The following is a 25398-nucleotide window of genomic DNA, read 5'->3' as shown; positions in this document are numbered from 1 at the left end:
CGCGAGCGAAACCGTCCGGACGACCGGCGCCGCCCCATCCGCCACCAGGTGTTCTCCCGGGATCCACACAGCGCGGTCTGCTCAGCGGGACAGGTCCCTTGGGCGGATCGGCCGGTCCGCGCATGCTCGCAATCACCGTTCACCCGGCAGCAGGAGGACACGCACGATGACGGTCGAGGACTCGCCCGACGCACCACCCCCTGTCCGGAGCCGCCGCAGACCGGCAGAGCCCGGCCGGCAGGACTGGAAGTCGTGGCCCCACTACGACGCGGCCGGAGCGGGTTTCCGCGGCTACTGGTATCCGGTCACCTGGTCCAGCCAGATCACGGACAAACCGCTCCCGTTCACCATCTGCGGCGAGAAGATCACCCTCATACGGGACGGCGGCACGGCGTACGCGCTGCACAACCGCTGCCCGCACCGCGGGGTTCCGCTCTCCGAGGGCGACCAGCAGTTCCCCGGCACGGTGAGCTGCCCGTACCACGGCTGGACCTTCGACCTGCCGACCGGGAAGCTGGCCGCGGTCATCACCGACGGACCCGGCTGCCGGCTGACCGGCAAGGTCTCGGTGCGCACGTACGCGGTCGAGGAGCGGCTCGGCATGGTGTGGGTCTACATCCCCCTCGCCGACGAGGAACCGCACCCGATCGACTCGCAGCTGCCGGAGGAACTCGTCTCCAACGCCTTCGTGATGGGCGGCCGGATCGACCCGCGCGGCGGCAACTGGCGCTTCGCCTGCGAGAACGGCTTCGACGAAGGACACGCCAAATACCTTCACCGCACGGCACTCTGGCGCCTGTTCAAGCCCATGCCGACCTGGAACATCACCCGGATCGTGCCGAAGGGCCGCTGGATCTTCCGGGTGCAGGACGACGTCCACTGGGAGGCCGACTTCCCCGGGGTGGGCCACTGGACCAACAAACGCTGGTGGAAGTTCCAGCCGCCGAAGGAAACCTTCAACATCGGCAACACCGGCAAGGCCGACAAGATCAACCCGACGATCGAGGCCCAGGAGTTCCCCGGCTTCGCGTCCCTGTCCATGCCGGGCGTGCTGCGCATCGCCTACCCGAACTTCATCCACTACGAGTTCTACGTCCCGGTCGACGAGGACAACCACCGCTACGTCGGCGTGATGGTCAACTTCACCGAGGGCTGGGACACCCTGCGCTTCTACGGCAAGTACCTGGGCGCGATCCGCTGGCTGTTCCACGGCCAGTTCTCCGGCCAGGACGCCTGGATGGTCGACATCACCGACGCGCCCCCGGAGAAGCTCTACCGGCCCGACATCTCGCTGACCGCCTGGCGGAACCTCAGCGAGGAGGAGTACGGCAAGAAGCTGGCCGGCGCCGGAACCCACGAGAAGGAGGCCTGACCATGGGCCGCACGCTGCTGACGCTGCTGATCGGGGCCGGGATCGCGATCGGGCTTCCGCTCGCGAAGAAACGCTTCGAGCGCACCACCATGACCCAGGTCCACAGGATCAACCAGTGAGCCCCGCCGAACTCGCCGGTACGGAGCGGCCGTTGACCGCCGACGGGCTGGGGGGCCTCGACGACCGGCGGCGCGGCTGGGTCGAGGACGCCTGGCGGCACGTCACCGGCGACCGGCTGCGCGACCTCATCATCGGACTCGTCGACATCCCCAGCCCCACGGGGGACGAGGCCCCGCTCGCCGAACACATCGCCGCCACCCTCACGGCCGTCGGCTGCCGGGCCTCGGTCCAGCCCCTCGACGACCGGCAGGCCAACGCCTGGGCCCGCCTCGAAGGCGACGGCACGGGCCCCGATCTCATGCTGTACGCGCCGGTCGACACCCTGACCGTGGGCGAGGAGAGCGAGGACCTGCCCTGGATCGGCCCGGAACTGCGGGACGACATGCGCCCGCGGGCCACCGTGTACGACGACCTGGTCGTCGGCCTGGGAGCCTCCAACCCGAAGGGGCACGCCGCCTGCGTGATGATGGCCGCCGAGGCGATCACGCTGGCCGGCATCCCGCTCACGGGCGACCTGGTGGCGGCGTTCGGCGCGGGCGGCATGCCCACCAACGCGCGGCCGGGCACGCCGAGGCTCAACACCGGTCAGGGAGTGGGCTGTTCGTTCCTCCTGGAACAGGGCGTGTGGACCGACTACGCGGTCATCGCCAAGCCCGGCTGGACGGTCTCCTGGGAAGAGGTCGGCCTCGTGTGGTTCGAGGTCACCGTCCGCGGCACGCACACCTATGTCGGCTCGCGCCACCGGCTCCCGTACGACAACGCGATCACCCGCGCCGGTGAGGTCACCCGGCAACTGGAGGAGTGGTTCGTCGAGTACGCCGGGCGCCACACCGGAGGAACGGTCGCACCGCAGGGCATCGTCGCTTCCGTACGCGGCGGCTGGCCGCGCATGGCGGCGGTGACCCCCGCGTCCTGCACGCTCATGGTGGACCTGCGCATCGGCCCCGACACCACGCCCATGCGGGCCAAGCGGGAGTTCGCCGCCGCCCTGGACGCCATCCGCGCCAGGACGCCCGGGCTCGACGTCACGGCCGAGATGGTCCTGGCCGTCCCCGGCACCCGAACCGATCCGGACAGCTGGATCCGCCGCAGCGCGACGGCCGCGTGGGAGGCATTCGAAGGGCGTCAGCACGAGGTCGTACGGGGCAACAGCGGCGCCACGGACGCCAACATCCTGCGCGGACGCGGCATCCCCACCGTGCGGGTCGGCATGCCGAAGGTCACGGATGCCCCGTTCGACATCGACTTCGCGCGCGGCATGAACTCCGTCTCCGTACGGGCCATGGAGAGGCTGACACGCCATCTGATCCGTACGGCCGTCGACACCGTCACCCGGTCCCGCGCGGAGCTGGAACTGGAGTTGGAAGGAGAACCCGCATGAGCGAGATCGTCCTGGGTGTGGGCGCGTCGCACAGCACGCTGATGAACACCCACTGGGAGGAGACCTTCCTCAAGGACCGTGCCGAGCGGTTCCGTGACGCGCTCGCCGAGGCGCGCGAGGCGCTCGTCGCGGCCCGCCCCGACACCGTGATCCTCGTCGGCTCCAACCACTTCCGGGGTTTCTGGCTCGACCTGATCCCCGCCTTCACCATCGGCGTCGGCGAGTGCGTCGCCAGCGGCGAGTCCGGCACCCCCAAAGGTCCGCAGCCGGTCGATATCCCGCTGGCCCGGCACATCGCCAACTCCCTTGTGGAGCAGGGCGGTTTCGATCCCGCCTTCTCTGCCCGGCTGCAGATCGACCACGGCCAGTCGCACGCCATCCAGTACCTCCTGGAGGGCCTGGACGTGGAACTCGTACCCATCGTCGTGAACGTCTTCGCCCCTCCCCTGCCCACGCTCACGCGCTGCGAGGAACTGGGCCGCGCGATCCGGGAAGCCGTCCTGGCCTTCCCGGAGGACCGCCGGGTCGCGGTGGTCGGTTCGGGCGGGCTCTCACACCGGCTGCCCTGGCCGGACTGGCGTGAACCGCACGGCGACGACGAGGAGTTCATGGTCGGCGCCTGGCTGAACGGCCGGGAGAACTGGCAGGACTACGACGTCAGGCGCCGCGAGATCATCCGGGCCGCCGAGGCCTCGCTCAACCCGGAGTTCGACGAAGAGTTCCTGTCCCTCGTTTCGCACGGCGAGATACGGAACATCACCGCGTACTCCACCGAGGAGCTGGAGAAGGTCGCGGGCAACGGGGCGCAGGAACTGCGCACTTGGCTGCTGATGTCGGCCGTCCTCGACCACGTCCCCGGCCGTCGGCTGGCGTACGAGCCGATGCCCGAGTGGCTCACCGGGATGGCCGTCGCCGTCCTCGACCCCGCACACCCCAAGGAAGGGCAGTCATGAGTATCTGGACCGAACTGTCGGGCATCGACTACCGCCATGCGTACGTCGAGACCGGCGATGTCACCACGCGCGCCCTGCAGGCCGGCCCCGAGGACGGCGAGCACGTGGTGTTCCTGCACGGTACGACCGGCCATCTGGAGGCGTTCGTCCGCAACATCCCGGCTCACGCCTCGGCCGGCTACCGCTGCCACGCCATCGACATGCTCGGCCACGGCTACACCGGCAAGCCGGACCGCCCAGGTGAAATCCCCGCGTACGTCGACCACTTGATGGCCTACCTGGACGCGGTGGGCGCCGAACGCGCGCACCTGGTCGGCGAGTCGCTGGGCGGCTGGGTCGGGTCCTGGGCGGCGAGCGAGTACCCGGACCGGGTCGCATCCCTCCAACTGCTGTGCATGGGCGGTACGAAGGTCAACCCGGCGGTGATGGAGCGGCTGAAGACCTCCACCCGGGCCGCCACCGTCAACGAGGAGATCTCCTACACCCGGGAGCGGCTGCGCCTGCTGTGGGCCGACTGGGACGAGGAGCTGGGCGAGGAACTGACCCAGGTGCGCTACGAGATCTACCACCACCCCGACTTCCGGAAGAACCTGCACAACCTGCTGGCGCTGCAGGAGCTGGAGGCCCGCGAGCGCAATCTGCTGCGCCCCGACCGGATGGCGCGTATCAAGGCCCCGACGCTGGTGGTCTGGGGCAACAAGAACCCGCTCGGCGACGTCCCGGAGGCCGAGGCGATCGCCGCCGCGATTCCCGGGTCCCGCCTTGAGGTCTTCAACGAGTGCGGGCACTGGCCGCAGCACGAGAAGGCCGATCTCTACAACCCGCTGAGCCTGACGTTTCTCTCCGAGTCGTCGTGAGGTGCCTGCCATGACCGTCGTCCCCATCGATCACGCCGTATCGCCCGCCGCGTCCACGGACGCACCTGCCTCTCCCTTTCCCGACCCGATGAACTCCGTCCTCGGCAAGGTCCGGCCCATCCTTGAGGCGTTCACCGTCGACGACAGTTCCCTCTCCCTCGCCGATCTGGTGCGCCGTACGGGCGTGGCGAAGGCAACCGTGCACCGGCTCTGCCAGGAGCTGGTCGTCTGGGGGCTGTTGGAGAGGGCGGGCTGCAACTACCGGCTCGGGCTGCGGCTGTTCGAGATCGGGCAGCGGGTGCACCGGCAGCGGATCCTGCGCGAGGTCGCCCAGCCGTACATGGAGGATCTTCTGCTGGCCACGCAGGAGACCATCCACTTCGCGATCCACGACGGGCTCGACGTGGTCTATCTGGAGAAGATCCTGCCGCACCGGGGGCTGAGCGAGGAGTCCCGGGTGGCGGGCCGGCTCCCGCTGTACTGCACCGCCACCGGCAAGGCGATCCTCGCCTTCTCCCGCGCGAGCCTGTTCGGTGAGGTGGTCAGGAACGGGCTGAAGCCGTTCACGCGCCGCACGATCACCTCACCCGGCCTGCTGCGGGGTCAGCTGGAGCGGATCCGGGAGCAGGGCATCGCCACCGAGGCGGAGGAGATCCGGCTCGGCTACATGAGCATGGCCGTGCCGGTCTTCGGTCTGCAGGAGACGCCGGCGGGCGCACTGTCCATCACCGCTCCCACCTACCGGGTGGACGCCGCCGCACACGCGAGCGCGCTGCGCGCCGCGGGCCTGGGCATCGGGCGGTCGCTGCGGGCCGCCCTGTGAGCGCGCTGGACGACGTGCTGTCCCGGGCCCGTGGCCTCATCGGCCGGTGGGAGGACGAGGACTGCGGCACGATGGCCGTCAAGGAGTTCTGCCGGTACGCGGCGGTGGTCGACGACGTCGACTACCTGCGGCGGGCGCGGGCCCGGGAGGCGGCCGGGGAACCGGTCGAGGCTCCGCCGCTGTTCCTCGCGGCGACCATGAGCTGGGAGGACGGGCCCGCCGAGGAGGAACTGCAGCCGGACGGCCTGGCCTTCAGGGAATCACCCTGCACTCAGGGCCTCCCGGTCCGCCAGGTGCACGGCGGACAGGCGGTGCGCCTGACCCGGGCCCCGCTCGCGGGCACCCGGGTCACTGCGTCGCGTGCGGTCACCTCGGCCGAGCGGAAGCACGGCCGGTCAGGCGACTTCGTGCTCCTCGGCCTCTCCACCCGCTTCATCTCGCCGGACGGGACCGAACTGACCGCCGTGGACGAGACGATCGTCGTCCTGGACGCCCTCCCGAAGGGAACCTCCGCGTGAACACCCCTGCCGCCGTCGGAGATGTCTGCCCACCGCGCCGGTACACGCACAGCAGGGTGCAGCTGTTCCGGTTCAGTGCCGTGTCGTGGAACTCCCACCTCATCCACTACGACGCCGAGTTCGCCGCGACGGAGGGCTTCTCCGACGTGGTCGTACAGTCGACGCTGCACGGCCAGACGCTGACCCGGTACGCGCTGGAGTGGGCCGGGTCCGACGCGTGTCTGGAGTCGGTGAGCTGGCGCAACGTCGCGACCGCCGTGGCCGGCGAACCACTCATCTGGAGCGCCACCGTGCGTACGGTCGCGCCCTGCGACTCAGGGGTGCGGGTGACGCTCGACGTCTCCGTGCTCCGGGACGACGGCGCTCCCTGCGTCACAGGGCACGTCGACCTCACTTGCCGTGCTGCTCGTACCAGCCCTTGAGCAGAGCCGTGTCGAGGTCCGGCGACTTCTTGATCAGCTTCTGAGCCAGCAGGAAGTCGACGATCTTGCGGGCCTCGGTGACATCGGCGTCGTCGATGCCGCGAGCGGCGAAGGTGATCTCGGGCAGCACCTTCTTCGTGTCCGCCACGGGCAGTTTGACCTGCTGGTTGGAGGCCTTGGCCGCGGCGTCGGGGTCGTCGGTGACGAGCTTGTCCGCGTCGGCCACCACCTTGAAGATCTTGCCGGCGACCTCCTCGTTGCCCTTGAGCCACTTCTGGTCGGCGATCAGCCACTGCACGTACTTCACCCCGAAGTCGCCGATGCGCCCGGCGATGTGTCCGCCCGCCGCGTCGCCGCGCGCCGCCCACGGCTCGAACAGGACGTACGCGTCGATCGAGCCCTGCTCCAGCAGTCCGGGGATCTCCGGCGGTGAACTCTGCAGGATCTTCACGGACTTCGGGTCGATGCCGTTGTGGCGCAGGTACGAGTGGGTCGCGTAGAGGCCGAGCCCCGCGATCGACGCCATGGTTTTTATCTGTTTCGGCGATTTGATGCCGTCCCGCAGGACGACCTTGAGATAGCGGTCGGAGGACTGGAAGACGCCCAGCGCCCGCAGGCCGGGGCTGCCGACCATGAGCGAGAGGGCGGTGGAGTCGGCGTTGGCCGCGATCTGGGCGGTGCCGGCCGTCACGGCCTCGGTCGCCGCCGGACCGCCTTCGGTCTTCACGAGCTCGACGTTGAGGCCCGCCTTCTCGAACAGACCTTGTTCCTCGGCCAGATAGAACGGGGCGTACGAGGCGTCGACTCCCAGGGCGACACGCACCGTGGGCTTGCCCGCCGCCTTCCCGCCCGCCGAGTCCACCGCGCCCGCCGTGCACGCGGAGGACAGGACAAGGGTCATGAGGACGGCCGGCAGGCGCCCCCTTCTGACGTTGAGTGCATCCATGAGATTCGTCCTCCTGGAACAGTGGAAGCGTCGTGTTCGCGCCACGCTCCCACCGCCGGGCCGTCAGGCTTAGCGGTGCGTCCCGTCAGGCGGACCGGTTCCATTGGGCAGTGGTCGGCCCGTCCATACGCTCCTGGACCATGAGCGTTCCTACTGATGAGCCGGTCGCCCCGGACGAGTCGTCGGTGATCGAGACCGACATCCTGATCATCGGCGCCGGCCCGTCGGGCCTGTACGGCGCCTACTGCGCGGGCTTCCGCGGCCTCAGTGTCGCGGTCATGGACGTCCTGCCCCAGCGCGGCGGCCAGATCAGCGCGATGTACCCCGAGAAACCCATCTTCGACATCGCGGGCTTCCCTGCGGTGCGCGGTCGCGACCTGGTCGACAGCCTGGTCGCCCAGGCAGAGCCGTACGGTCCCCGCTACCTTCTGGGACACCGGGCACTCCACATCACCCACGCGCCCGACGGCCGGCCGGTCGTGCACAGCGACCAGGGAACTGCCGTGCGGGCCGGGGCAGTTGTGATCACCGGCGGAGTCGGGACCTTCACCCCCAGGCAGCTCCCCGCCGGCGAGGGCTATCTCGGCCGCGGCCAGGTCTACTTCGTGCCGGACCCGGTCGAGCACACCGACCAGGACGTCGTGGTCGTCGGCGGCGGCGACAGCGCCTTCGACTGGGCGGCGACGCTGGCCCCGATCGCCCGGTCGGTCCGGCTCGTCCACCGCACGGAGCGCTTCCGGGCCCATCGGGCGACGGTGGAGAAGGTGAAGGCCCTGGGTATCGAGATCATCACCGACTCCGAGGTGAGCGTCCTGCACGGGGCGTCCCGGGTCGAGCGGATCGAGGTCCGGCACCGCACCACGAAGGCCACCCGGCTCCTGCCGGCACACACCGTCGTCGCCGCTCTCGGCTTCATCGCCGACCTCGGCCCGCTCAAGGACTGGGGGCTGGAACTCCGGGCGCGGCGGATCGCCGTGGACACCCGGATGGCCACCAACCTGCCCCGCGTGTTCGCCGCCGGTGACATCACCGACTACCCGGGCAAGGTGCGCCTGATCGCCGTGGGCTTCGGCGAGGTCGCCACCGCGGTCAACAACGCGGCCACCGTCATCGATCCGGAGGCGGCCCTGTTCCCCGGGCACTCCACGGACAAGGAGAACTGACATGGCGTACGTCATCGGGTCGGCCTGTGTCGACATCATGGACCGGTCCTGCATGGAGGAGTGCCCGGTCGACTGCATCTACGAGGGCGAGCGCAAGCTCTACATCAACCCGGTGGAGTGCATCGACTGCGGCGCCTGCGAGACGGCCTGCCCGGAACAGGCCATCGCGGTCGACCGCCTCGCCGACCCCGATTTCCGCGCCGACAACCGCCGCTTCTTCGAGGAGCCGCTGCCGGGGCGTGCGGCTCCGCTGGGTACGCCCGGCGGGGCGACCGGCCTCGGTCCCGTGGGCGTCGACACGCTGTTCGTCGCCTCCACCGCGGGCGGCGCACGATGAGCGCCGCGGAGGTGGTCAAGGCGGCCGACGAGCTGCGGGAGGCCGCACGCACGAACACGGCCTGCTCTCCGGTACGCACGTACGTCACCGGCGTGGAGGCCGCCTATGCCGTGCAGCGTGTGAACGTCGAGCGCGGTGTGGCGGCCGGACGCCGGATCGTCGGCCGCAAGATCGGCCTGACCTCGCCCGCCGTGCAGGCCCAACTCGGCGTGGATCAACCGGACTTCGGGACGCTGTTCGCCGACATGGCCGTGGCGGAGCATGACTCGGTCCCGGCCGGGCGGCTCATCCAGCCGAAGGTCGAGGCGGAGGTGGCCCTCGTCCTCAAGGCCGATCTCCCACACCGGGACTGCACGGTGGTCGACGTGCTGCGGGCGACGGACTTCGCACTTCCCGCGCTGGAGATCGTGGACAGCCGGATCACCGGCTGGGACATCAGCCTCGTGGACACGGTCGCGGACAACGCCTCCAGCGGCCTGTTCGTCCTCGGGGGAACTCCCGTACCGCTCAACGGACTTGATCTGCGGGGCGTGCGGATGACGATGACCCGGGGCGGCGAGATGGTCTCCGAAGGCACCGGCGCCGACTGTCTGGGCAGCCCGCTCAACGCGGCGGCCTGGCTCGCCTCCACCCTGGCCGCCATGGGCGATCCGCTGCGGGCCGGGGACGTCGTGCTCACCGGAGCCCTCGGTCCGATGGCGGTCGCCGCCCCGGGTGACCGGTTCGAGGCACGCATCAGCCGACTCGGCCGGGTGACAGTGGAGTTCGCGGCGGAGTTCACGACGGAGGGAGACAGGTCATGAGCACCCGTACGAAGGTGGCCGTCATCGGCTCCGGGAACATCGGCACCGACCTCATGATCAAGGTGCTGCGGTTGTCCGAGGAGTTGGAGATCGCGGCGATGGCGGGCATCGACCCGGAGTCGGACGGCCTTGCCCGCGCCCGCCGGCTGAAGGTCGCCACCACGCACGAGGGTGTCGACGGCCTGGTCGCTCTCGACGAGTTCGCCGACGTCCGTATCGTCTTCGACGCCACCTCGGCGGGCGCCCACCGCCGCCACGACCAGGTGCTGCGGGGTCTCGGCCGCACGGTCGTCGACCTCACGCCGGCCGCGCTCGGCCCGTACGTGGTGCCGCCGGTCAACGCCGACGCCCATCTCGACAGCACGAACGTCAACATGGTCACCTGCGGCGGACAGGCCACGATCCCGATCGTCGCCGCCGTCTCGGCCGTGACCCCCGTCCACTACGCGGAGATCGTCTCCTCCATAGCCGCCAGGTCGGCCGGTCCGGGCACCCGAGCCAACATCGACGAGTTCACCGAGACCACCGCCTCCGCGATCGAGAAGGTCGGCGGCGCGGCCCGCGGCAAGGCGATCATCGTCCTCAACCCGGCCGAACCGCCGCTGATCATGCGGGACACCGTGCACTGCCTGGTCTCCGCATGCGACGAGCAGGCGGTGACCGCGTCGGTCGAGGAGATGGTCGGCCGCGTACAGGCATACGTGCCGGGCTATCGCCTGAAGCAGAAGGTCCAGTTCGAGCAGGTCGGCACCGACGACCCGCTGCGCACGCTCGTGCCCGCCGGCGCCACACCTCTGAAGGTGTCGGTGTTCCTGGAGGTCGAGGGCGCCGCCCACTACCTGCCCGCCTACGCGGGCAATCTCGACATCATGACCTCGGCCGCGCTGCGCACCGCGGAACGCCTGGCCGCCCACCAGAGTGCGGAGGCAACCAAGTGACCGCCCTGTATGTGCAGGACGTGACCCTGCGGGACGGCATGCACGCCATCCGCCACCGCTACACCGTCGACCAGGCCCGCACCATCGCCGCAGCCCTCGACGCGGCCGGAGTCACGGCCATCGAGGTCTCCCACGGCGACGGACTCGCGGGCTCCAGCATCACCTACGGAGTGGGCGCGCACACCGACTGGGAGTGGATCGAGGCGGTCGTCGGCGCCGTACACCGGGCGATCCCGACCACCCTCCTGCTGCCCGGCATCGGCACCGTCCACGACCTCAAACAGGCCCATTCCCTGGGCATCCGCTCGGTTCGGGTCGCCACCCACTGCACCGAGGCCGACATCTCCGCCCAGCACATCGCCGCCGCGCGCGAGCTGGGCATGGACGTCGCCGGGTTCCTGATGATGTCCCACATGGCCGAACCGGCCGAACTGGCCGGCCAGGCCAAGCTGATGGAGTCGTACGGCGCGCACTGCGTGTACGTCACCGACTCCGGCGGCCGTCTCACCATGGACGGCGTCCGCGACCGCTTCCGCGCCTACCGCGACGTCCTCTCGCCCGACACCGAGCTGGGCATCCACGCCCACCACAACCTCGGCCTCGGCGTCGCCAACAGCGTGGTGGCCGTGGAGAACGGCGTCACGCGCGTCGACGCCTCGCTCGCCGGACAGGGTGCCGGGGCCGGCAACTGCCCCCTGGAGGCGTTCGTCGCGGTGGCCGACCTGATGGGCTGGGAGCACGGCTGCGACCTCTTCCCGCTCATGGACGCGGCCGACGATCTCGTCCGCCCGCTCCAGGACAGGCCGGTACGCGTCGACCGCGAGACCCTCAGCCTCGGCTACGCGGGCGTCTACTCCAGCTTCCTGCGCCACGCCGAGACCGCGGCCACCCGCCACGGCCTGGACACCCGAGCCATCCTCGTGGAGGTCGGCCGCCGCCGAATGGTAGGCGGCCAGGAGGACATGATCACGGACGTGGCTCTGGACCTGACGGCAAGGGGGCTGCAGAAATGACCGCTGGAGGTGCGCCCCGTAAGGGGCGCGGGGAACCGCGCGCCCAGCAACAGCCGACCCGCAGTCATCGAACAACCCTTCCGGCGGAGCCCTCGGCGCAGCCGACGCCACCGCAGAACGCAACGAGCGCCAACCGACCCCCGCTGCGCATAGGCATCCGCATCCCCCCGTGCGACCGAGCCGACCACGTGGTCGAAACAGTCCGCCGCGCGGAATCCCTCCGCTTCGACGACGCCTGGTTCCCCGACTCCCAGCTGCTGTGGCGCGACGTGTTCACCACCCTGACCGCCGCAGCCCTGGGCACCGAGCGCATCGGCCTCGGCACCGCGGTCACCAACCTGGCGACGAGGCACCCGGCCGTCGTCGCGTCGGCCGCCCGCAGCGTGGCCGAACTCGCGCCCGGCAGGTTCAAGCTCGGTCTCGGCGTGGGCAACAGCTCGGTCGGTCCAGTCGGCCTTCGGCAGACCACCTCGGCGGAGATGCGCGAGGGCCTCGGCCTGCTGCGCGCCCTGCTGGACGGCGAGGAGTGGGAGTTCGAGGGCAAGGTCCGCTCGCGGCTGCGCGACCCCGGGCCCGGCGTACCGCTCCACCTCGCCGCGAGCGGACCCAGGAACCTGCGGCTCGCCGGTGAGATCGCCGACGGTGTGATCCTCCTCAGCGGCATCTCGCCGACCACTCTCGCGACCGCCACCGCCCGGGTCCGGGAAGGCGCCGAGACTGCGGGCCGCGCGGCCGACGGGATACCGCTGACCGTGTCGGCGTTCTGCGCGGTCACGGACGACATCGCAGCCGAGGCACAACTCCTCAAGCCGATCTGCGCGTCGATCGCCCAGAACGGCGGCGCGTCGTTCCTCGCCCTGGCGGGGATCGACGTCGACGTGCCGGCACACGTCGAGGGGATCTACCCGGACCTGGTGCACGCCGAGGACTGGCCCAGGGCCGTCGAGATCTGCTCGGCCTGGATCAGCGACGAGAACGCGCTCCGCTTCGCCGAGGAGTTCTGCCTCTTCGGCACCCCGGCCCGGATCGCGGAACGCCTCCAGGCCCTGCACGCCGACGGGGTCACCGGCGTCCTGCTCCAGCACGTCGGCTCTTACCACCCGCCCACCGAACTCATCGAGGCCATCGGCGAGTCCGTACTGCCGGCCCTCTCCCCCTCCAATCACGGAAAGGCGCACCCCAGATGACGGACCCCCTGCGACGAGGCTACGTACCGAGCCCCTTCGGGCAGTTGCACTATGTGGAGTGCGGCACCGGCGAGCCCGTCCTGCTGCTCCACCAGACCCCGCGCTCCTGGACCGAGTACCTCGATGTGCTGCCCCTGGTCGGCACGGCGCACCGGGCCATCGCCATGGACACCCTGGGCTTCGGCGCCTCCGCGAAACCGGCGGGACCGCACTCCATCGAGCTTTTCGCCGACGCCGCCGGAGCACTCGTCGAAGCCCTGGGTCTGGAGCGCTTCCATCTGGTCGGGCACCACACGGGCGGAGTCGTCGCGGTGGAGCTCGCGGCCCGCTACCAGGACCGGGTCGCCAGTGTGCTGCTCTCGGCCACGCCCTTCATCGACGACGAGAAGCGTCGTACGGCGGCCGAGCGCAAGCCCGTCGACCACGTCGTCCCCAAGCCGGACGGCTCACACCTGCTGGAGCTGTGGAACCGGCGCCGCGGCTTCTACGAGGAAGGCCAGGAGGCCGCCCTGAACCGGTTCATGGTCGACGCTCTGACCGTGCTCGACCGGGTGGAGGAGGGACACGAAGCGGTCCGGCGGTACGGCATGGACCGGCGGCTGCCGGACATCACGGCCCGTACGCTCGCCGTCTGCGCCCCGGGGGACCACTATTCGCTGCCCGGCCTGGCGAAGTTCGCCGCGGCCCTCGGGTGCGAGACCCGGGTTCTCTCCGGCGGCCATGTCCCCGTACCCGAGCAGTTGCCCGAGGAGTTCGCGAAGGTCGTGCTGGAATGGACGGCTCGCGGCTGAGGCAAGGCGGCGCGGGGCGGGACGGCGTACGAGAACCTTCTGTGCCGTCATCGTCCTTCTGCGCCGCGCCGCGCGAGCCGACGGCACATGGCCGACTCCACCGGATCTCACCGGTGGAGTCGGCCTGTTGTGTTCGGGGGTCACTTCAGACCGATGTCGGCGCCGGGTCCGAGCGGCAGGTCGAAGCCGTAGAAGACGCCCAGGATCGCCAGCCACACCAGCATGAACGGCACCACGAAGATGGCGAGCCGGGAGATGAGCGTGCCGAGCTTGGCGTCGGGCTCGTACTGGCGGAGCATCGCCAGGATCAGGAACACGTAGGGGTTCATCGGGGTGATCACGCCGGTCGCCGAGTCACCGATCCGGAAGGCGGCCTGGGTGAGCGCCGGGCTCATCCCCATCAGCATGAACGCGGGGACGAAGACCGGGCCGACCAGGGACCACAGGGCCGAGCCGGAGAGGATGAACAGGTTGAGACAGGAGACCAGCAGAACGAACACCAGGATCGCCCAGAAGCCGGTCACGCCCATCGAGTCGAAGAGCGCGGCGCCCTTCACCGCCAGCAGCACACCGACGTTCGACCAGGTGAAGAGGGCGATGACCTGGGCGGCGACGAACATCATCACGAGGTAGCCGGACATGGTCTTCACCGACTCGGTGACGGCGTTGGTCACGTCCTCGGCCTTGGTCAGCTGCTTCACGCTGAAGCCGTACGTCAGTCCGGCCAGCAGGAAGGCGCCGAACAGGACGGGGACGATGCCGGAGAGCAGCGGCGAGGGCACGAAGGCCCCGCCCTCGCCGCGCAGCGGCGCGCCTTCCGGCAGCCACAGGGAGAGCACGCCGGCCAGGTAGACGATGACGACCAGCGCGGTGCGCAACAGCGCCCGGCGCTGGACCGGCGTGAGCGTGAGGTCGCGGTCCTCGGACTCCTCGCCGGCGGGCTCGTAGGCGCCGAGCCGGGGTTCGAGGACGCGGCTGATGAGGAATCCGCCCACCGCGGCCAGTACGAGGCTGCTCGCGGCCGTGAAGAAGTAGTTGATGAGCAGATGGATGTCGAGGCCGTCACCGGCCGGCAGCACCGCGGCGGCCTGCTGGGTGATGCCGACGTACAGGGCGTCGAGGGAGCCGACGGTGAACCCGGCCGCGTAGCCGGCGGTCACACAGGCGAAGCCGCCGATGAGGCCTGCGACGGGGTGGCGTCCGGCGCTCTTGAAGACCAGCGCGGCCAGCGGGGGCAGCACGATGCAGGCGACGTCGCTCATCATGTGCGCCTGGCTCGCGATGAGCGCCACCGCGTACGGCAGCACCGCGCGGGGCACCCTGGCGAGGGTCGCCCGCATCAGGGTTTCCAGCAGGCCGGTCTTCTCGCAGAGCCCCACCACCATGATCAGCACCAGGACGGCGCCGATCGGGGGGAAGGTGGCGAAGTTGACGACGAGGTTCTCGACCAGCCATTTCACGCCGTCGCCGGTGAGGAGGCCGGTGATGTGCTTGGTCTCGTCGCTGCCGGGGACCTTGACGGACACGCCGCCCAGGTCGAGCGCGGTGGAGGCGCCGGCGAGGAGCAGGAACAGCACGGAGAACAGCACGACCGGGTTGGGCAGGGCGTTCCCGGCCCGCTCGATGAGCGAGAGCACCCGGTCGAGAGGGGTGGCTCTCCCGGTGTCCGGGGATTTGGTCGGTGGTGCGGGGAGGTCGGTCTGTGAGGACATCAGGGCCGCCTTCCGGTGGTGAGGGTGTCGGTGGCCGGGGCCGCGGCCGGGAGGTTCAGGAGGTCCTTGCGGACGACGCCGTCCTGGACGACGCACACGATGTTCGCCGGGTCGCCGAGGACGCCGATGTCCTGGAGCGGATCGCCGTCGCAGAGGACCAGGTCCGCGGTGTGGCCGGCGGTGAGAGTGCCGAGCCAGTCGGCAAGGCCGAGGAGCTCGGCGGAGGTGCGGGTGCCGGCGACGATGGCGGCCATGGGGTCCATACCGAGGTCCACCAGATAGCTGAGTTCCATCAGGTTCACGCCGTGCGGGCCGACCGCCGCGTCGGTGCCCAGCGCGATGCGGGCACCGTACTCGATGGCCCGCGCGATGTTCTCCTTCGTGGTGCCGGACCAGCGGACCTTCTTCTGGTAGTGGTAGTCCGGCATCGTGTCCTTGTTGATGCCCGCGTACACGGTGGACAGCGTCGGTACGACGAAGACGCCGCGTTCGCCCGCCATGTCCAGCGCCCGGTCGTCCAGACCGTAGCCGTGCTCGATGCTGGTGACCCCGCCGCGGATCGCGGTGAGGATGCCCGCGTTGCCCTGGGCGTGGGCCGCGACCGGCTTGCCGCCGTGCCGCCCGGCCTCGTCCACGACCGCGCGGATCTCCTCCTCCAGCAGGCCTTCGTCGTCGGGGTCGTCGTAGGGGCTGCCCATGCCGCCCGTGGCGCAGACCTTCACCAGGTCGGCGCCGTCGCGCAGGACCCGGCGCACCGCGAGCCTGGCCGCGTCGGTGCTGTCGGCGATCTCGGACATCCCGGCGCTCAGATCGGTGCCGTCGGGCATGCGCACGTCGGCGTGACCGCCGGTGTGACTGATGATGCGGACGGCCGTGTGCAGGCGCGGGCCCACCGTCCGTCCGGTCTCGACGGCCGTGCGGTAGCCCGCCGACAGACCGCCCAGATCGCGGGCGGTGGTGATTCCGGCGTCGAGGGTCTGGCGCAGCCGCGCGGCCGTGTCCAGGGTGACCAGGACCGGGTCGAGCTCCGCGCGGCGGCTGGGCGGCGAGCCCTGCGCGTAGGCGAGGTGGACGTGGCAGTCGAAGAAGCCGGGCAGTACGGTGCGTCCACCGGCGTCCACGACACGCACCGACGAGTCGGTGGCGGCCGGGGGTTCGGTCGCGGCCGGTCCGGCGTAGGTGATGGTGCCCTGGGCATCGATGGTGACGACGGCGTCGTCCACCGGGGACGAGCCGGTGCCGTCGATGAGCCGGGCGTTGTGGATCCGCAGGGCGGTCCGCGTGGTCTCCGGGGGCGTGGCGGGGGTCATAGAGCGGGGTCACTCCTCCGTAGGTGATGCAGGCGAAGGGAGTGTGGAATGCAAAGAAAAACCTGGAGTGACGGTGCAGATTTCTCGCCGGATTCCCTCGGCGTGCGCAGAGATGCGCCGCCCAAGGGCGTGCAGGATTCGGCCGCGCCGGAAGCCTCGGCGGATGCTTCGGCGAGGGCCACGGCGGGGGCCTCCATGGAGCTCGACGAACTGGACCGGGGCGTCGTGCACGTCCTGCAGATCCACCCGAGGGCCCCGTGGACGCTCGTCGGCGAGGTGCTGGGGGTCAACCCGGTCACGGCCGCGCGGCGCTGGCACCGGCTGGAGGAGGCGGGCCTGGCCTGGGTGACCGCCTATCCGCGGCTGTCCAACACACGGATCGTGGTGACCGGCGTGGTGGAGGTGGACACCGAGCCGGGCCTCGCCGAGGACGTGGCGATGGCCTTCGCCCAGGACCCGGCCGTGGCGAACATCAAGCTCACGGCGGGCGGCCGGGATCTGGTGACCGCCGTGCAGGCCCGCAGTCTGGACGAGTTGGGGCGCCTGTCCACGCAGCTGTTCCAGCGGACACCGGGGGTACGGGCGACGCGTACGCACGTGTCGACGGGGGTCCCCACCGAGGGGAGCCGCTGGCGGCTGCGCAGCCTGGACGAGGCCCAGACCGCACGGGTCGAGGCGGCCGTGCCACCATCCGCTCTGCCCGCGCCCGCGGCCGAGAGCCGGTGGGACGACCTGGACACACGTCTGCTGGAGCTGCTGGGCACGGACGGGCGCATGTCGCTGGCCGACCTGTCGGCGGCGACGGACACGAGCCTCACCACGGTGCGCCGCAGGCTGCAGTCGCTGCTCGCCGCCCGGCTGAGCCTGCGCTGCGATCTGGCCCGGCCCTTGTCGGGATGGCCGCTGTCCGCCGTGTACTTCGCCTCGGTCCCCGGCCAGTACGTGGAGGAGACCAGCCAGGTGCTGTCCGGGGTACGCGAGGTCCGCTCGTGCGCCATCACGACCGGCCCGCACAACCTGGTGATCGACGTGTGGCTGCGCGACCTCCACGACGTGCACGCCTTCGAGGCGCACCTCTCGCGGCGGTTGCCCCGTCTCACGATCAGCGACCGCTCGGTGGTGCTGCGCACGGTCAAGCACATGGGGCGACTCCTGGACCGGGACGGCCGCTGCGTGGGCGTCGTCCCGCTCCGGCACCCCCAGGCGCCTCACCCCACCGTCGAAAACGTCACAGCGAGTACATCGCCACGAAATTGAGAAACACCTATATTTCATTTCCTCGTTCTGGTGGACACCCCCTCCGGGGAACGCGCCACCGAGGTGAGGAGGACAAACCATGACAACCGCAAGCTCCCACCGTGAACGCGAGGACGTGGCCGGAGGGGACGGAGAGCCTCCCAAAACGGTCCTCGGCAAGGTCGGGCTCATCCTGGGTGCCTTCCGGGAGGACGACTTCTCGCTCAGCCTCACCGAACTGACCGCCCGCACCGGGGTCGCGAAGGCCACCGTCCACCGCCTCTGCCAGGAACTGGTCGCCGGCGAACTCCTTGAACGCGACGGCTCCCACTACCGGCTCGGCCTTCAGCTGTACGAGATCGGCCTGCGCGCGCCCCGTCAGCGGACCCTGCGTGAGGCGGCCCGGCCCGTCATCGAGAACCTCGCGCAGAACCTCGACAACGCCATCACGCTGTCCGTGCCGAACGCGTCGGAACTGCTGTGCATCGAGAACGTCGGCGGGCACCGCAACCGGGCCAGGTCCAGCCTGACCGGGCGGCACATGCACCTGCACAGCACGGCCGCCGGAAAGCTGACCCTCGCCATGCTCCCGGACCAGTACCCGCTGCCCGCGGTCGTGCCGCTGATGCTCCGCCGCACACCCCGCACCCTGACCGCGGCACAACTCCCCGACGAACTGGCCCGCATCAGGGAGCAGGGCTACGCGACGGAGATCGAGGAGCACCGCCAGGGCTATCTCGCCGTCGCGGTACCCGTGCGGGGCACCGACCATCCGTTTGTGGGTGCCCTGTCGGTGATCGCTCCCACGGCGGGCAGCAACATCGCCCGGATGCTGGTGGCCCTCACCACGGCATCGCACACGATCACTTCCAGGCTCAGCGTCTTCGAGGCGTACCGCGCCCCGCTGTGACGAGGACGACGCCGCGACCGGGCTGTTCCCGGCCGCCCCGGTGCCGATGCTGGTGCAGAACAGCGGCACGGAACAACTTCAGCTGTGGCTGGAGCCGTTCGGGCAGGACTACTGGCTGATGCCCGGGGAGACCGTGTGCGTCACCTCGTACGGGACATGGAACGACCAGCCGTTCACGACCGTCCACGAGGCCGACTGTCTGGCTGTCTGGGCCACGTCCTGGTTCGCGACGGTGTCCGACCGCGACGGGAACGAGTTCCCGCCCGGCCGCAGGGACACCGCCTGACCTGCGGCCGCCCCTCCTGCCGCGAACCAGAGTCGGAGACCCACGAAGCTCCTACGGGCCGTCCGTCCGCAGCTCGGACTCGACCAGCCGGTACAGATGCCGACGCGCGTCCTCCGTACTCAGCGCGGGCGACTGCCGCAGCCGCTGGAGGGCGAGTCCGTCGGAGAGGGCGGCGAAGCGGACGGTGAAGCCGGTCGGGTCCTCGCAGGTGAACTCCCCGTCGGCGACGCCCCGTTCGACCAGGGCGCGGATCTGGCTGTGCCAGTCCTCGTAGCGCTTGGCCTGGCCGCTCGCGAAGGCCTGCTCGGGGTCCTGGTCGCGGTCGCCCGCGCTCCAGTAGTCGAACCACATGCGCCAGTGCCGGTCGGTGTCCTCCGTGAACAGCGCGTCGATCAGCAGCCGCAGCGCCTCACCGCTGCCGGCCGCCTCCTCGGCGGCCTCGTTCAGCGCCGCGTAGTAGCGCTCGATGTGCAGCACCATCGCCTCGGAGAGGATCTCCTGCACACTGCCGAAGTGGTACGTGACCGTCCCCACCGACACTCCGGCCGCGGCGGCGACGTCCCGCACTCCCACCGAGGCGTACCCGCGCTCCGCGATGAGCGGGACGGCCGCCTCCACGATGAGCCTGCGGCGGACCTCGGTGGGCTGGCGGGTGCGGTCGGCGGCGGCGACGGCACGGCGGGGCGTCTTCGCGGCCTTCACGCCGACGTCCTCGGGGTGGTGCGGTGCCATGCGCGCTTGACCACTGTCTCTCCGTCCGCCCGTGTTTCCATGCGACTGTCCATGATGAACTCCGTGGCCGTGGCCCGCAGCTCCGTACGCGTCATGATCTCAGCGTCCCAGTCGTCGCCGCGCCGCAGCCGGATCGTCCACTCGGAGACGGCCACCGCCGACAGCGGATCGTCGGCCCGTATCCGGTACGTCTCACGTGCGCTCTCCTCGTAGCGCAGCCCGTCCGGGTAGACCCGCGATCCGCCGTAGTTGGGGTCGACCTCCAGCGTCCACTCCCCCTTCGCGACGTCGTACGTGACCAGCCGCTCCGGTGTCGCCTCGGCGGGCCGCTCGTAGGTGACGGGCAGCGGCGGGGCCTGCTCGGGCTCTTCGAACCGGATGGGCCCCCGGCCCTCGTGCTCATCCTCGTGCTCGTCCGACGCGGGGTCCCGTACGGGCAGGAGCAGGGCGCTGTCGGCGGGCAGCACGGTCAATCGGCCGCGCTCGCCGTGCGGCCACACCCAGGGCCAGTACGTGTCCGATACGGCGACCCGGATGCGGTGGCCGGGCGGGAAGGCGTACCCGATGCCGTTGAGCTCGAACTCCACGGTCTCGTACGTGCCCGGGGTCCACTCCACGGCCCGATCGCGCCCGTGCCTGCTCAGCAGGTTGAGGACTCCTCGGGTGACGAGGGTGGACGACCCGTCGGGTGCGACATCGCAGACGCGGGCGACGACATGGGCGCGCGGTACCGCACTGTCGAGCCGGAGCCGGACGCGCGGACGCCCCAGGATCTCCACCCTCCCGTCCAGCGGCGCGGAGTCGAAGCAGACCGAACGGCCGTCCTCCTCCCGCTGATCGGGCGGCAGATCGCTCGCGTTGCCGAAGGGGAAGAAGCGGCCTGCGTCGAGACCGGTGTGCTGCGGCGAGCGTACGAGGACGGGAGCGGCGGCGGTCCTCCCGAGGGGCCGCTCGTCCCAACTGACCGACTGGGAGGGCCAGTTGTCGTCACCCACCCAGCGTCCGGGCATCACGTCGTACGAAGTGGCGGGCGGGACCGGGTCGTTCAGCCAGGCACGGAGTTTGGGCTCGCGCATGACGCCGGTGTCCTCGCCCTTGAGGTGCTGGTCCCACCAGCGCAGGGTCTCCTGGAGGAACCCGATGGCCGGGCCGGGCGGCAGGCCGCGGTCCGGGTACTGATGCGACCAGGGCCCGACGATCCCCCGTACGCGGTCGTCCGGCAGGTGCTCCACGAGCCGCAGCACGGTGTCGCGGTAGGGGTCGTTCCAGCCGCCGACGGCCAGGACCGCCGCGTCGATCGCCGTGTAGTCCTCGCAGACGCTGCCGTGCCGCCAGTAGTCGTCACGTTGCTGGTGCGCCAGCCAGGTGTGCAGGAACGGGTCGAGCGCTTCGAGGCGCTCGCGCCACATCGGCAGCCAGCGGTCCTCGCCGACGCTCGTCGGGTCCGGCGGGCGGGCCGCGAACGCCAGCATCGTGCCCGCCCAGGCCAGCATGTCGATACCGAGGACGGCGCCGCCCGTGTAGTGCACGTCGTTGTCGTACCGGTCGTCCGTCGAGCAGACCGTGACGATCGCCTTCAGCGGTTCGGGGGCGAGGGCGGCGATCTGGAGCGAGTTGAAACCGCCCCACGAGATCCCGAACATGCCGACCTTGCCCGTGCACCAGGGCTGCTCCGCAAGCCAGTTGACGACGTCCACGCCGTCCGCGAGTTCCTGTGCGTCGTACTCGTCGCCGGGGGTTCCCTCGCTGTCGCCGTGGCCTCGGATGTCCACGCGTACGGACGCGTAGCCGTGGCCGGCGTACCAGGGGTGGCGTTGGGCGTCTCGGGGGGCCGTCCAGTCGGTCTTGCGGTACGGGAGGTATTCGAGGAGGGCGGGCACGGGGTCTGTCTCGGCGTCGGTCGGGCGCCAGATGCGGGCGTGCAGGTGCGTTCGCCCGTCCCGGGTGGGGATCCAGACGTCCTCACACGCGACCTGCCGGTCGAAGTGCTCGCGGTATTTCACGGGGCTCCTTGGGTGTATGGCTTGCGGCGGTTGGTGGGTGGTGTGTTTTCGCCCCCGTCGACGACAGGCCCCACTCCCGGCAAAGGCTCAAGCACGGCAGCCATCAACTGCCGCGTATAGGGATGCCCGGGCGCGGAGAACACCGCATCCGTAGGCCCCTCCTCCACCACAACCCCATGCCGCAACACGACAACCCGATCGGCGAGCCCCCGCACGACCGCCAGGTCATGGCTGATGAACAGACAGGCCAACTCCCGCTCCCGCCGCAGATCATCGAGCAGCCGCAGCACATCGGCCTGAACCGACACGTCCAACGCCGTCGTGATCTCGTCCGCGATCAGCACATCAGGCTCGCCCGCAAGCGCCCGCGCGATCCCGATCCGCTGCCGCTGCCCGCCGGAGAGCTGCGCGGGCAGCCGCTCGGCGAGAGCAGGTTCGAGACGCACGTCGGAGATGAGCTGCCGAGCCCGATCGACGGCCTCGGCCCGCGAACCCACCGTGCCGAAGAACCGCAACGGCCGCCGCACGGCATCGCCCACCGAACGACGCGGATTGAGCGATGTGTCGGCGTTCTGGAACACGAGTTGAACCCGCCGCCGCAGCGACAACGGCCGCTTCCCGGCGGGCCTGGCGAGATCGCCCGACTCACGGTCACCGGACCTGAGGTCACCGGACTTGGTGTCGCCCGACGGACGGTCGCCGCCCGCATGAGTCATCGTGCCGCCGGACGGAGTCCGCAATCCGGCGAGAGCCCAGGCGAGCGTGGACTTCCCGCTGCCCGACTCCCCCACCAGGGCGAGGACTTCGCCACGCCGGACATCGAAGGAGACACCGTCCACGGCACGCGCGGACCCGTAGTCGATCGTGACGTCCCGAGCGGAGACGGCGACGGGAGCGTCGCCGGACACGACGGCCCTCGGCCGCACCTCCCGCTCCCCCGCCGCCCCCACCAGCGCGAGCCCCTCGTCGTCGAGCCGCGGCACACTCGCCAACAGGCGTCTGGTGTACGGGTCCTGGGGCGCCGCGAACAGCCGGCCGGTAGCCGCGGCCTCCACGACCCGGCCGGACCGCAGCACGGTCACCTCGTCGGCCATGTGCGCCACGACGCCGAGGTCGTGGCTCACCAGCACAGCGGCGAGGCCGAGTTCGTCGCGGAGCGCTCCGATGAGGTCGAGGACCCCGCGCTGGGTGATGACGTCGAGCCCGGTCGTCGGCTCGTCGAGGACGAGGACCTTCGGGCGGGCGGCGATGGCCATGGCGATGGCGACGCGCTGCTGCTGGCCGCCGGAGAGTTCGTGCGGGTAGCGGCGGGCGAGTTCGGCGGGGCGGGGCAGCCGGACCTGTTCGAGGAGGTCCACGACGGGGACGTCCCCGCCCGCCTCCGCGATCTGCCGTCCGATCCGCATGGAGGGGGTGAGGGCGTGGCCCGCGTTCTGCGCGACCATGGCGACGGTCCCGCCCCGCAGGCGCCTCAACTCCCGTGCGGGCAGGGCGAATACGTCGGCTCCACCGACCCTCACCGAACCGCCCGTCACACGCGAACCGTGCCGCAGGTGTCCAAGGAGCGTCGCCGCGACCGTCGACTTGCCGCTGCCCGACTCGCCGACCAACGCGTGGGTCTGCCCGGGCAGCACGTCCAGGGACACTTCGCGCACGACGGGCACATCGCGTCCGCCGGAGCCACCCGAGCGATAGGCCACCGACAATTCGGTGACAGAGACGATCGCGGTCATCAGGACCCCTCCCTGATCCGGTCGACGCCCCACGCCTTGGAGAGGCCGTCGGCCGCGAGGTTGAGCCCCACCACGAGTGTGGCCAGGGCGATGATCGGTGCGAGGCTCGCCATCGGGACGACGGTGATGGCCGTGCGGTTCTCGGCGACCATCAGGCCCCAGTCCGGAGTGGGCGGATCGGCGCCGAAGCCGAGGAAGGACAGCGAGGAGATCAGCAGCACGACCCACGAGGCCCGCATGGCGAACTCGACACAGACCACGTCGGTGATGTTCGGCAGGATCTCGCGCCGGAGGATCGCCCAGGTGGACTCGCCCCTGGCCCGCGCCGCGGTCACGTAGTCGGCGGGCACGACCGCCAGCGCCGCGCCCCGCACGACGCGTACGACCTGGGGGACGTACACGACGGCGATCGCGAGGACGATGACCGAGGGGCCGGTGCCGAGTGCGGTGACGATGACCAGCAGTGCCAGGACCGACGGCACGGACAGTACCGCGTCGAGGACCCGGCCCAGCACGTCGTCGAACCAGCCGCCGCGCAGGGCCGCGGCGCATCCCACGACCGTGCCGATCAGCAGCGTCACGAGCGTCGCGGCGACGGAGACTCCGATGGCGTACCGGCCGCCGTACAGGACGCGTGCCAGGACGTCACGGCCGTACTGGTCGGTGCCCGCCCAGTGCTCCCAACTCGGCCCGAGCAGCGCCTGGTCGGCGTTGTTGGCGATGGGATCGTAGGACGTGAGGAGCGGTGCGAGGAGCGCGATCAGGACGTGGACGGCGACGATCGCGAGGCCGATGGTGGCCGCCCGCGAGGAGCGCACCGTGCGCCAGGCCCGGGCCGCCGCGGACGCTGGTGCGACGGGGACGGCGGGCACTGCCGCCGGGGTGTCGAGGGTGGTCATCGGGTCCTCCCGCGCGTACGGAGCTTGGGGTTGAGGGCCATGGCGCCGAGGTCGGCGGCGAGGTTGCAGACCACGTACACGACCGCGCTGATCAGTGCGATGGCCTGGATGACGGGCAGGTCGCGGTTCTGCACGGAGGCGAGCATCAGCTTTCCGATGCCCGGGTAGTTGAAGACGTTCTCGACGACCGCGACCCCACCCGCCAGCCAGGCGACGTTCAGGGCGATGACGTGCAGCGTCGGGAGCAGGGCGCTGGGCAGCGCGTGCCGGGTGACGACCCGCCAGGTCGACAGGCCCTTGAGGCGGGCCGTGGTGACGAACTCGCCGGCCATGACGTCGATGACGGACGTGCGGGCCATCCGGACGATGTACGCGGCCATGACGACGGCGAGCGCGAGGGCGGGAAGCCATACGGCGGGCATGAGTTGGCCGACGCTCGCCTCGGGGCCGTACAGGACGACCGCCGGGAACCACGGCAGGGCGACCGAGAAGCAGAGCACCAGGACGGTGGCGACGACGAATTCGGGGACGCTCATCCCGATCAGGCTGACCGTGGAGATCAGATGGTCGGGCCAGCGGTCGCGGTAGAGGCCGGCGAGGATGCCGAGGACGATCGAGCCGGTGACGGCGAAGAGGACGGTCACCAGGGCGATGAGCGCGGAGTTGCCGAGGTACATGCCGACTTCGCCGCCGACCGCCTTGCCGGACACGAGGGAGAGGCCGAAGTCCCCGTGCAGCGCGCCGCCGATCCAGTCGACGTACCGCTCCCAGGCGGGCTGGTCGAGTTTCAGTTTCTCGCGGAGGGCGGAGACTGCGTCCGGGGTCGCGTCCTTGCCGAGGACCTGGGTGGCGACATCGCCGGGCAGGGCCTGTACGGCGAGGAAGACGAGGACGGAGGAGAGGAACAGCGTGCCGATCGCGGCGCCCGCTCTGCGGGCTATGAAGGAGAACAT

The 25398-nt window shown here is 70.6% G+C and carries 25 protein-coding genes; 17 read left to right on the top strand and 8 right to left on the bottom strand.

The window, feature by feature from the left end; genetic code table 11:
- The first annotated feature begins 166 nt into the window (after positions 1–166).
- The 7 genes from AOK17_RS06605 to AOK17_RS06575 all read left to right on the top strand — a co-directional run bounded on the left by AOK17_RS06605 (position 167) and on the right by AOK17_RS06575 (position 6446).
- On the top strand, positions 167–1372 hold the full coding sequence (locus tag AOK17_RS06605) for a Rieske 2Fe-2S domain-containing protein (protein WP_055611367.1): 1206 nt from the start codon (positions 167–169) through the stop codon (positions 1370–1372).
- Positions 1373–1523: 151 nt separating this feature from the next.
- Positions 1524–2873, top strand: coding sequence for a M20 family metallopeptidase (locus AOK17_RS06600; RefSeq protein ID WP_055611409.1), 1350 nt, complete (start codon positions 1524–1526; stop codon positions 2871–2873).
- Complete coding sequence (locus AOK17_RS06595) at positions 2870–3826, top strand: DODA-type extradiol aromatic ring-opening family dioxygenase (protein WP_055611366.1); 957 nt, start codon at positions 2870–2872, stop codon at positions 3824–3826. Before AOK17_RS06600 ends, AOK17_RS06595 begins: the two co-directional genes overlap by 4 nt.
- Positions 3823–4683, top strand: a complete 861-nt coding sequence (locus AOK17_RS06590) for an alpha/beta fold hydrolase (RefSeq protein WP_055611365.1) — start codon at positions 3823–3825, stop codon at positions 4681–4683. The genes AOK17_RS06595 and AOK17_RS06590 overlap by 4 nt, the downstream gene beginning before the upstream one ends.
- Positions 4684–4693: 10 nt before the next feature.
- Positions 4694–5506, top strand: a complete 813-nt coding sequence (locus AOK17_RS06585) for an IclR family transcriptional regulator (protein WP_055611364.1) — start codon at positions 4694–4696, stop codon at positions 5504–5506.
- Positions 5503–6024 (top strand): FAS1-like dehydratase domain-containing protein, encoded by a 522-nt coding sequence (locus AOK17_RS06580; protein WP_055611363.1) that lies wholly within the window; start codon positions 5503–5505, stop codon positions 6022–6024. The genes AOK17_RS06585 and AOK17_RS06580 overlap by 4 nt, the downstream gene beginning before the upstream one ends.
- Entirely contained in the window at positions 6021–6446 is a 426-nt protein-coding gene (locus AOK17_RS06575) for a hotdog family protein (RefSeq protein WP_055611362.1), read from the top strand. Before AOK17_RS06580 ends, AOK17_RS06575 begins: the two co-directional genes overlap by 4 nt.
- Here the strand turns inward: AOK17_RS06575 and AOK17_RS06570 are convergent.
- On the bottom strand, positions 6415–7392 hold the full coding sequence (locus AOK17_RS06570; protein WP_055611361.1) for an ABC transporter substrate-binding protein: 978 nt from the start codon (positions 7390–7392) through the stop codon (positions 6415–6417). The genes AOK17_RS06575 and AOK17_RS06570 overlap by 32 nt on opposite strands.
- Before the next feature lie 140 nt (positions 7393–7532).
- On the opposite strand from AOK17_RS06570, the gene AOK17_RS06565 reads away from it, so the two are divergent.
- The 7 genes from AOK17_RS06565 (at position 7533) to AOK17_RS06535 (ending at position 13624) form a co-directional block, all read left to right on the top strand.
- Positions 7533–8555 (top strand): NAD(P)/FAD-dependent oxidoreductase, encoded by a 1023-nt coding sequence (locus tag AOK17_RS06565; protein WP_206190690.1) that lies wholly within the window; start codon positions 7533–7535, stop codon positions 8553–8555.
- 1 nt (position 8556) lies between these two features.
- Complete coding sequence (gene fdxA, locus AOK17_RS06560; RefSeq protein WP_055611359.1) at positions 8557–8892, top strand: ferredoxin; 336 nt, start codon at positions 8557–8559, stop codon at positions 8890–8892.
- Positions 8889–9695 (top strand): 2-keto-4-pentenoate hydratase, encoded by an 807-nt coding sequence (gene mhpD / locus AOK17_RS06555; protein WP_079052832.1) that lies wholly within the window; start codon positions 8889–8891, stop codon positions 9693–9695. The genes fdxA and mhpD overlap by 4 nt, the downstream gene beginning before the upstream one ends.
- Positions 9692–10633: an acetaldehyde dehydrogenase (acetylating) gene (locus AOK17_RS06550; protein WP_055611357.1), complete on the top strand. Its 942-nt coding sequence runs from the start codon at positions 9692–9694 to the stop codon at positions 10631–10633. The genes mhpD and AOK17_RS06550 overlap by 4 nt, the downstream gene beginning before the upstream one ends.
- Positions 10630–11646 (top strand): 4-hydroxy-2-oxovalerate aldolase, encoded by a 1017-nt coding sequence (gene dmpG, locus AOK17_RS06545; protein WP_055611356.1) that lies wholly within the window; start codon positions 10630–10632, stop codon positions 11644–11646. Before AOK17_RS06550 ends, dmpG begins: the two co-directional genes overlap by 4 nt.
- 143 nt (positions 11647–11789) lie before the next feature.
- Positions 11790–12833, top strand: coding sequence for an LLM class flavin-dependent oxidoreductase (locus tag AOK17_RS06540; protein WP_055611408.1), 1044 nt, complete (start codon positions 11790–11792; stop codon positions 12831–12833).
- Positions 12830–13624, top strand: a complete 795-nt coding sequence (locus tag AOK17_RS06535) for an alpha/beta fold hydrolase (RefSeq protein WP_055611355.1) — start codon at positions 12830–12832, stop codon at positions 13622–13624. Before AOK17_RS06540 ends, AOK17_RS06535 begins: the two co-directional genes overlap by 4 nt.
- A gap of 140 nt (positions 13625–13764) precedes the next feature.
- On the opposite strand, the gene AOK17_RS06530 is transcribed toward AOK17_RS06535, so the two are convergent.
- On the bottom strand, positions 13765–15336 hold the full coding sequence (locus AOK17_RS06530) for an AbgT family transporter (protein ID WP_055611354.1): 1572 nt from the start codon (positions 15334–15336) through the stop codon (positions 13765–13767).
- Positions 15336–16646 (bottom strand): metal-dependent hydrolase family protein, encoded by a 1311-nt coding sequence (locus tag AOK17_RS06525; protein WP_055611353.1) that lies wholly within the window; start codon positions 16644–16646, stop codon positions 15336–15338. The genes AOK17_RS06530 and AOK17_RS06525 overlap by 1 nt, the downstream gene beginning before the upstream one ends.
- A 195-nt stretch (positions 16647–16841) precedes the next feature.
- On the opposite strand from AOK17_RS06525, the gene AOK17_RS06520 reads away from it, so the two are divergent.
- From AOK17_RS06520 to AOK17_RS06510, 3 genes are all read left to right on the top strand, one after another.
- On the top strand, positions 16842–17903 hold the full coding sequence (locus tag AOK17_RS06520; protein ID WP_055611352.1) for an Lrp/AsnC family transcriptional regulator: 1062 nt from the start codon (positions 16842–16844) through the stop codon (positions 17901–17903).
- A 79-nt stretch (positions 17904–17982) separates the two neighbouring features.
- Positions 17983–18792, top strand: a complete 810-nt coding sequence (locus AOK17_RS06515; RefSeq protein WP_055611351.1) for an IclR family transcriptional regulator — start codon at positions 17983–17985, stop codon at positions 18790–18792.
- A 46-nt stretch (positions 18793–18838) separates the two neighbouring features.
- Entirely contained in the window at positions 18839–19078 is a 240-nt protein-coding gene (locus AOK17_RS06510) for a hypothetical protein (RefSeq protein ID WP_157881276.1), read from the top strand.
- Between the two features lie 51 nt (positions 19079–19129).
- On the opposite strand, the gene AOK17_RS06505 is transcribed toward AOK17_RS06510, so the two are convergent.
- Genes AOK17_RS06505 through AOK17_RS06485 form a run of 5 tightly spaced genes read right to left on the bottom strand, consistent with a single transcriptional unit; the run spans position 19130 to position 25398 of the window.
- On the bottom strand, positions 19130–19810 hold the full coding sequence (locus tag AOK17_RS06505) for a TetR/AcrR family transcriptional regulator (protein WP_055611349.1): 681 nt from the start codon (positions 19808–19810) through the stop codon (positions 19130–19132).
- A complete protein-coding gene (locus AOK17_RS06500) occupies positions 19777–21813 on the bottom strand; it encodes a CocE/NonD family hydrolase (RefSeq protein WP_055611348.1) in 2037 nt (678 codons plus the stop codon). Before AOK17_RS06500 ends, AOK17_RS06505 begins: the two co-directional genes overlap by 34 nt.
- On the bottom strand, positions 21810–23546 hold the full coding sequence (locus AOK17_RS06495; protein WP_055611347.1) for an ATP-binding cassette domain-containing protein: 1737 nt from the start codon (positions 23544–23546) through the stop codon (positions 21810–21812). Before AOK17_RS06495 ends, AOK17_RS06500 begins: the two co-directional genes overlap by 4 nt.
- Positions 23546–24445, bottom strand: a complete 900-nt coding sequence (locus AOK17_RS06490; RefSeq protein WP_055611346.1) for an ABC transporter permease — start codon at positions 24443–24445, stop codon at positions 23546–23548. The genes AOK17_RS06495 and AOK17_RS06490 overlap by 1 nt, the downstream gene beginning before the upstream one ends.
- Positions 24442–25398, bottom strand: coding sequence for an ABC transporter permease (locus tag AOK17_RS06485; protein WP_055611345.1), 957 nt, complete (start codon positions 25396–25398; stop codon positions 24442–24444). Before AOK17_RS06485 ends, AOK17_RS06490 begins: the two co-directional genes overlap by 4 nt.

It is taken from the genome of Streptomyces phaeochromogenes (assembly GCF_001418655.1).
GTDB classification, from domain to species: Bacteria; Actinomycetota; Actinomycetes; order Streptomycetales; family Streptomycetaceae; genus Streptomyces; species Streptomyces phaeochromogenes.
The sequence above is the reverse complement of the archived record's forward strand: the minus strand, read 5'-3'. Positions and strand labels throughout refer to the sequence as shown.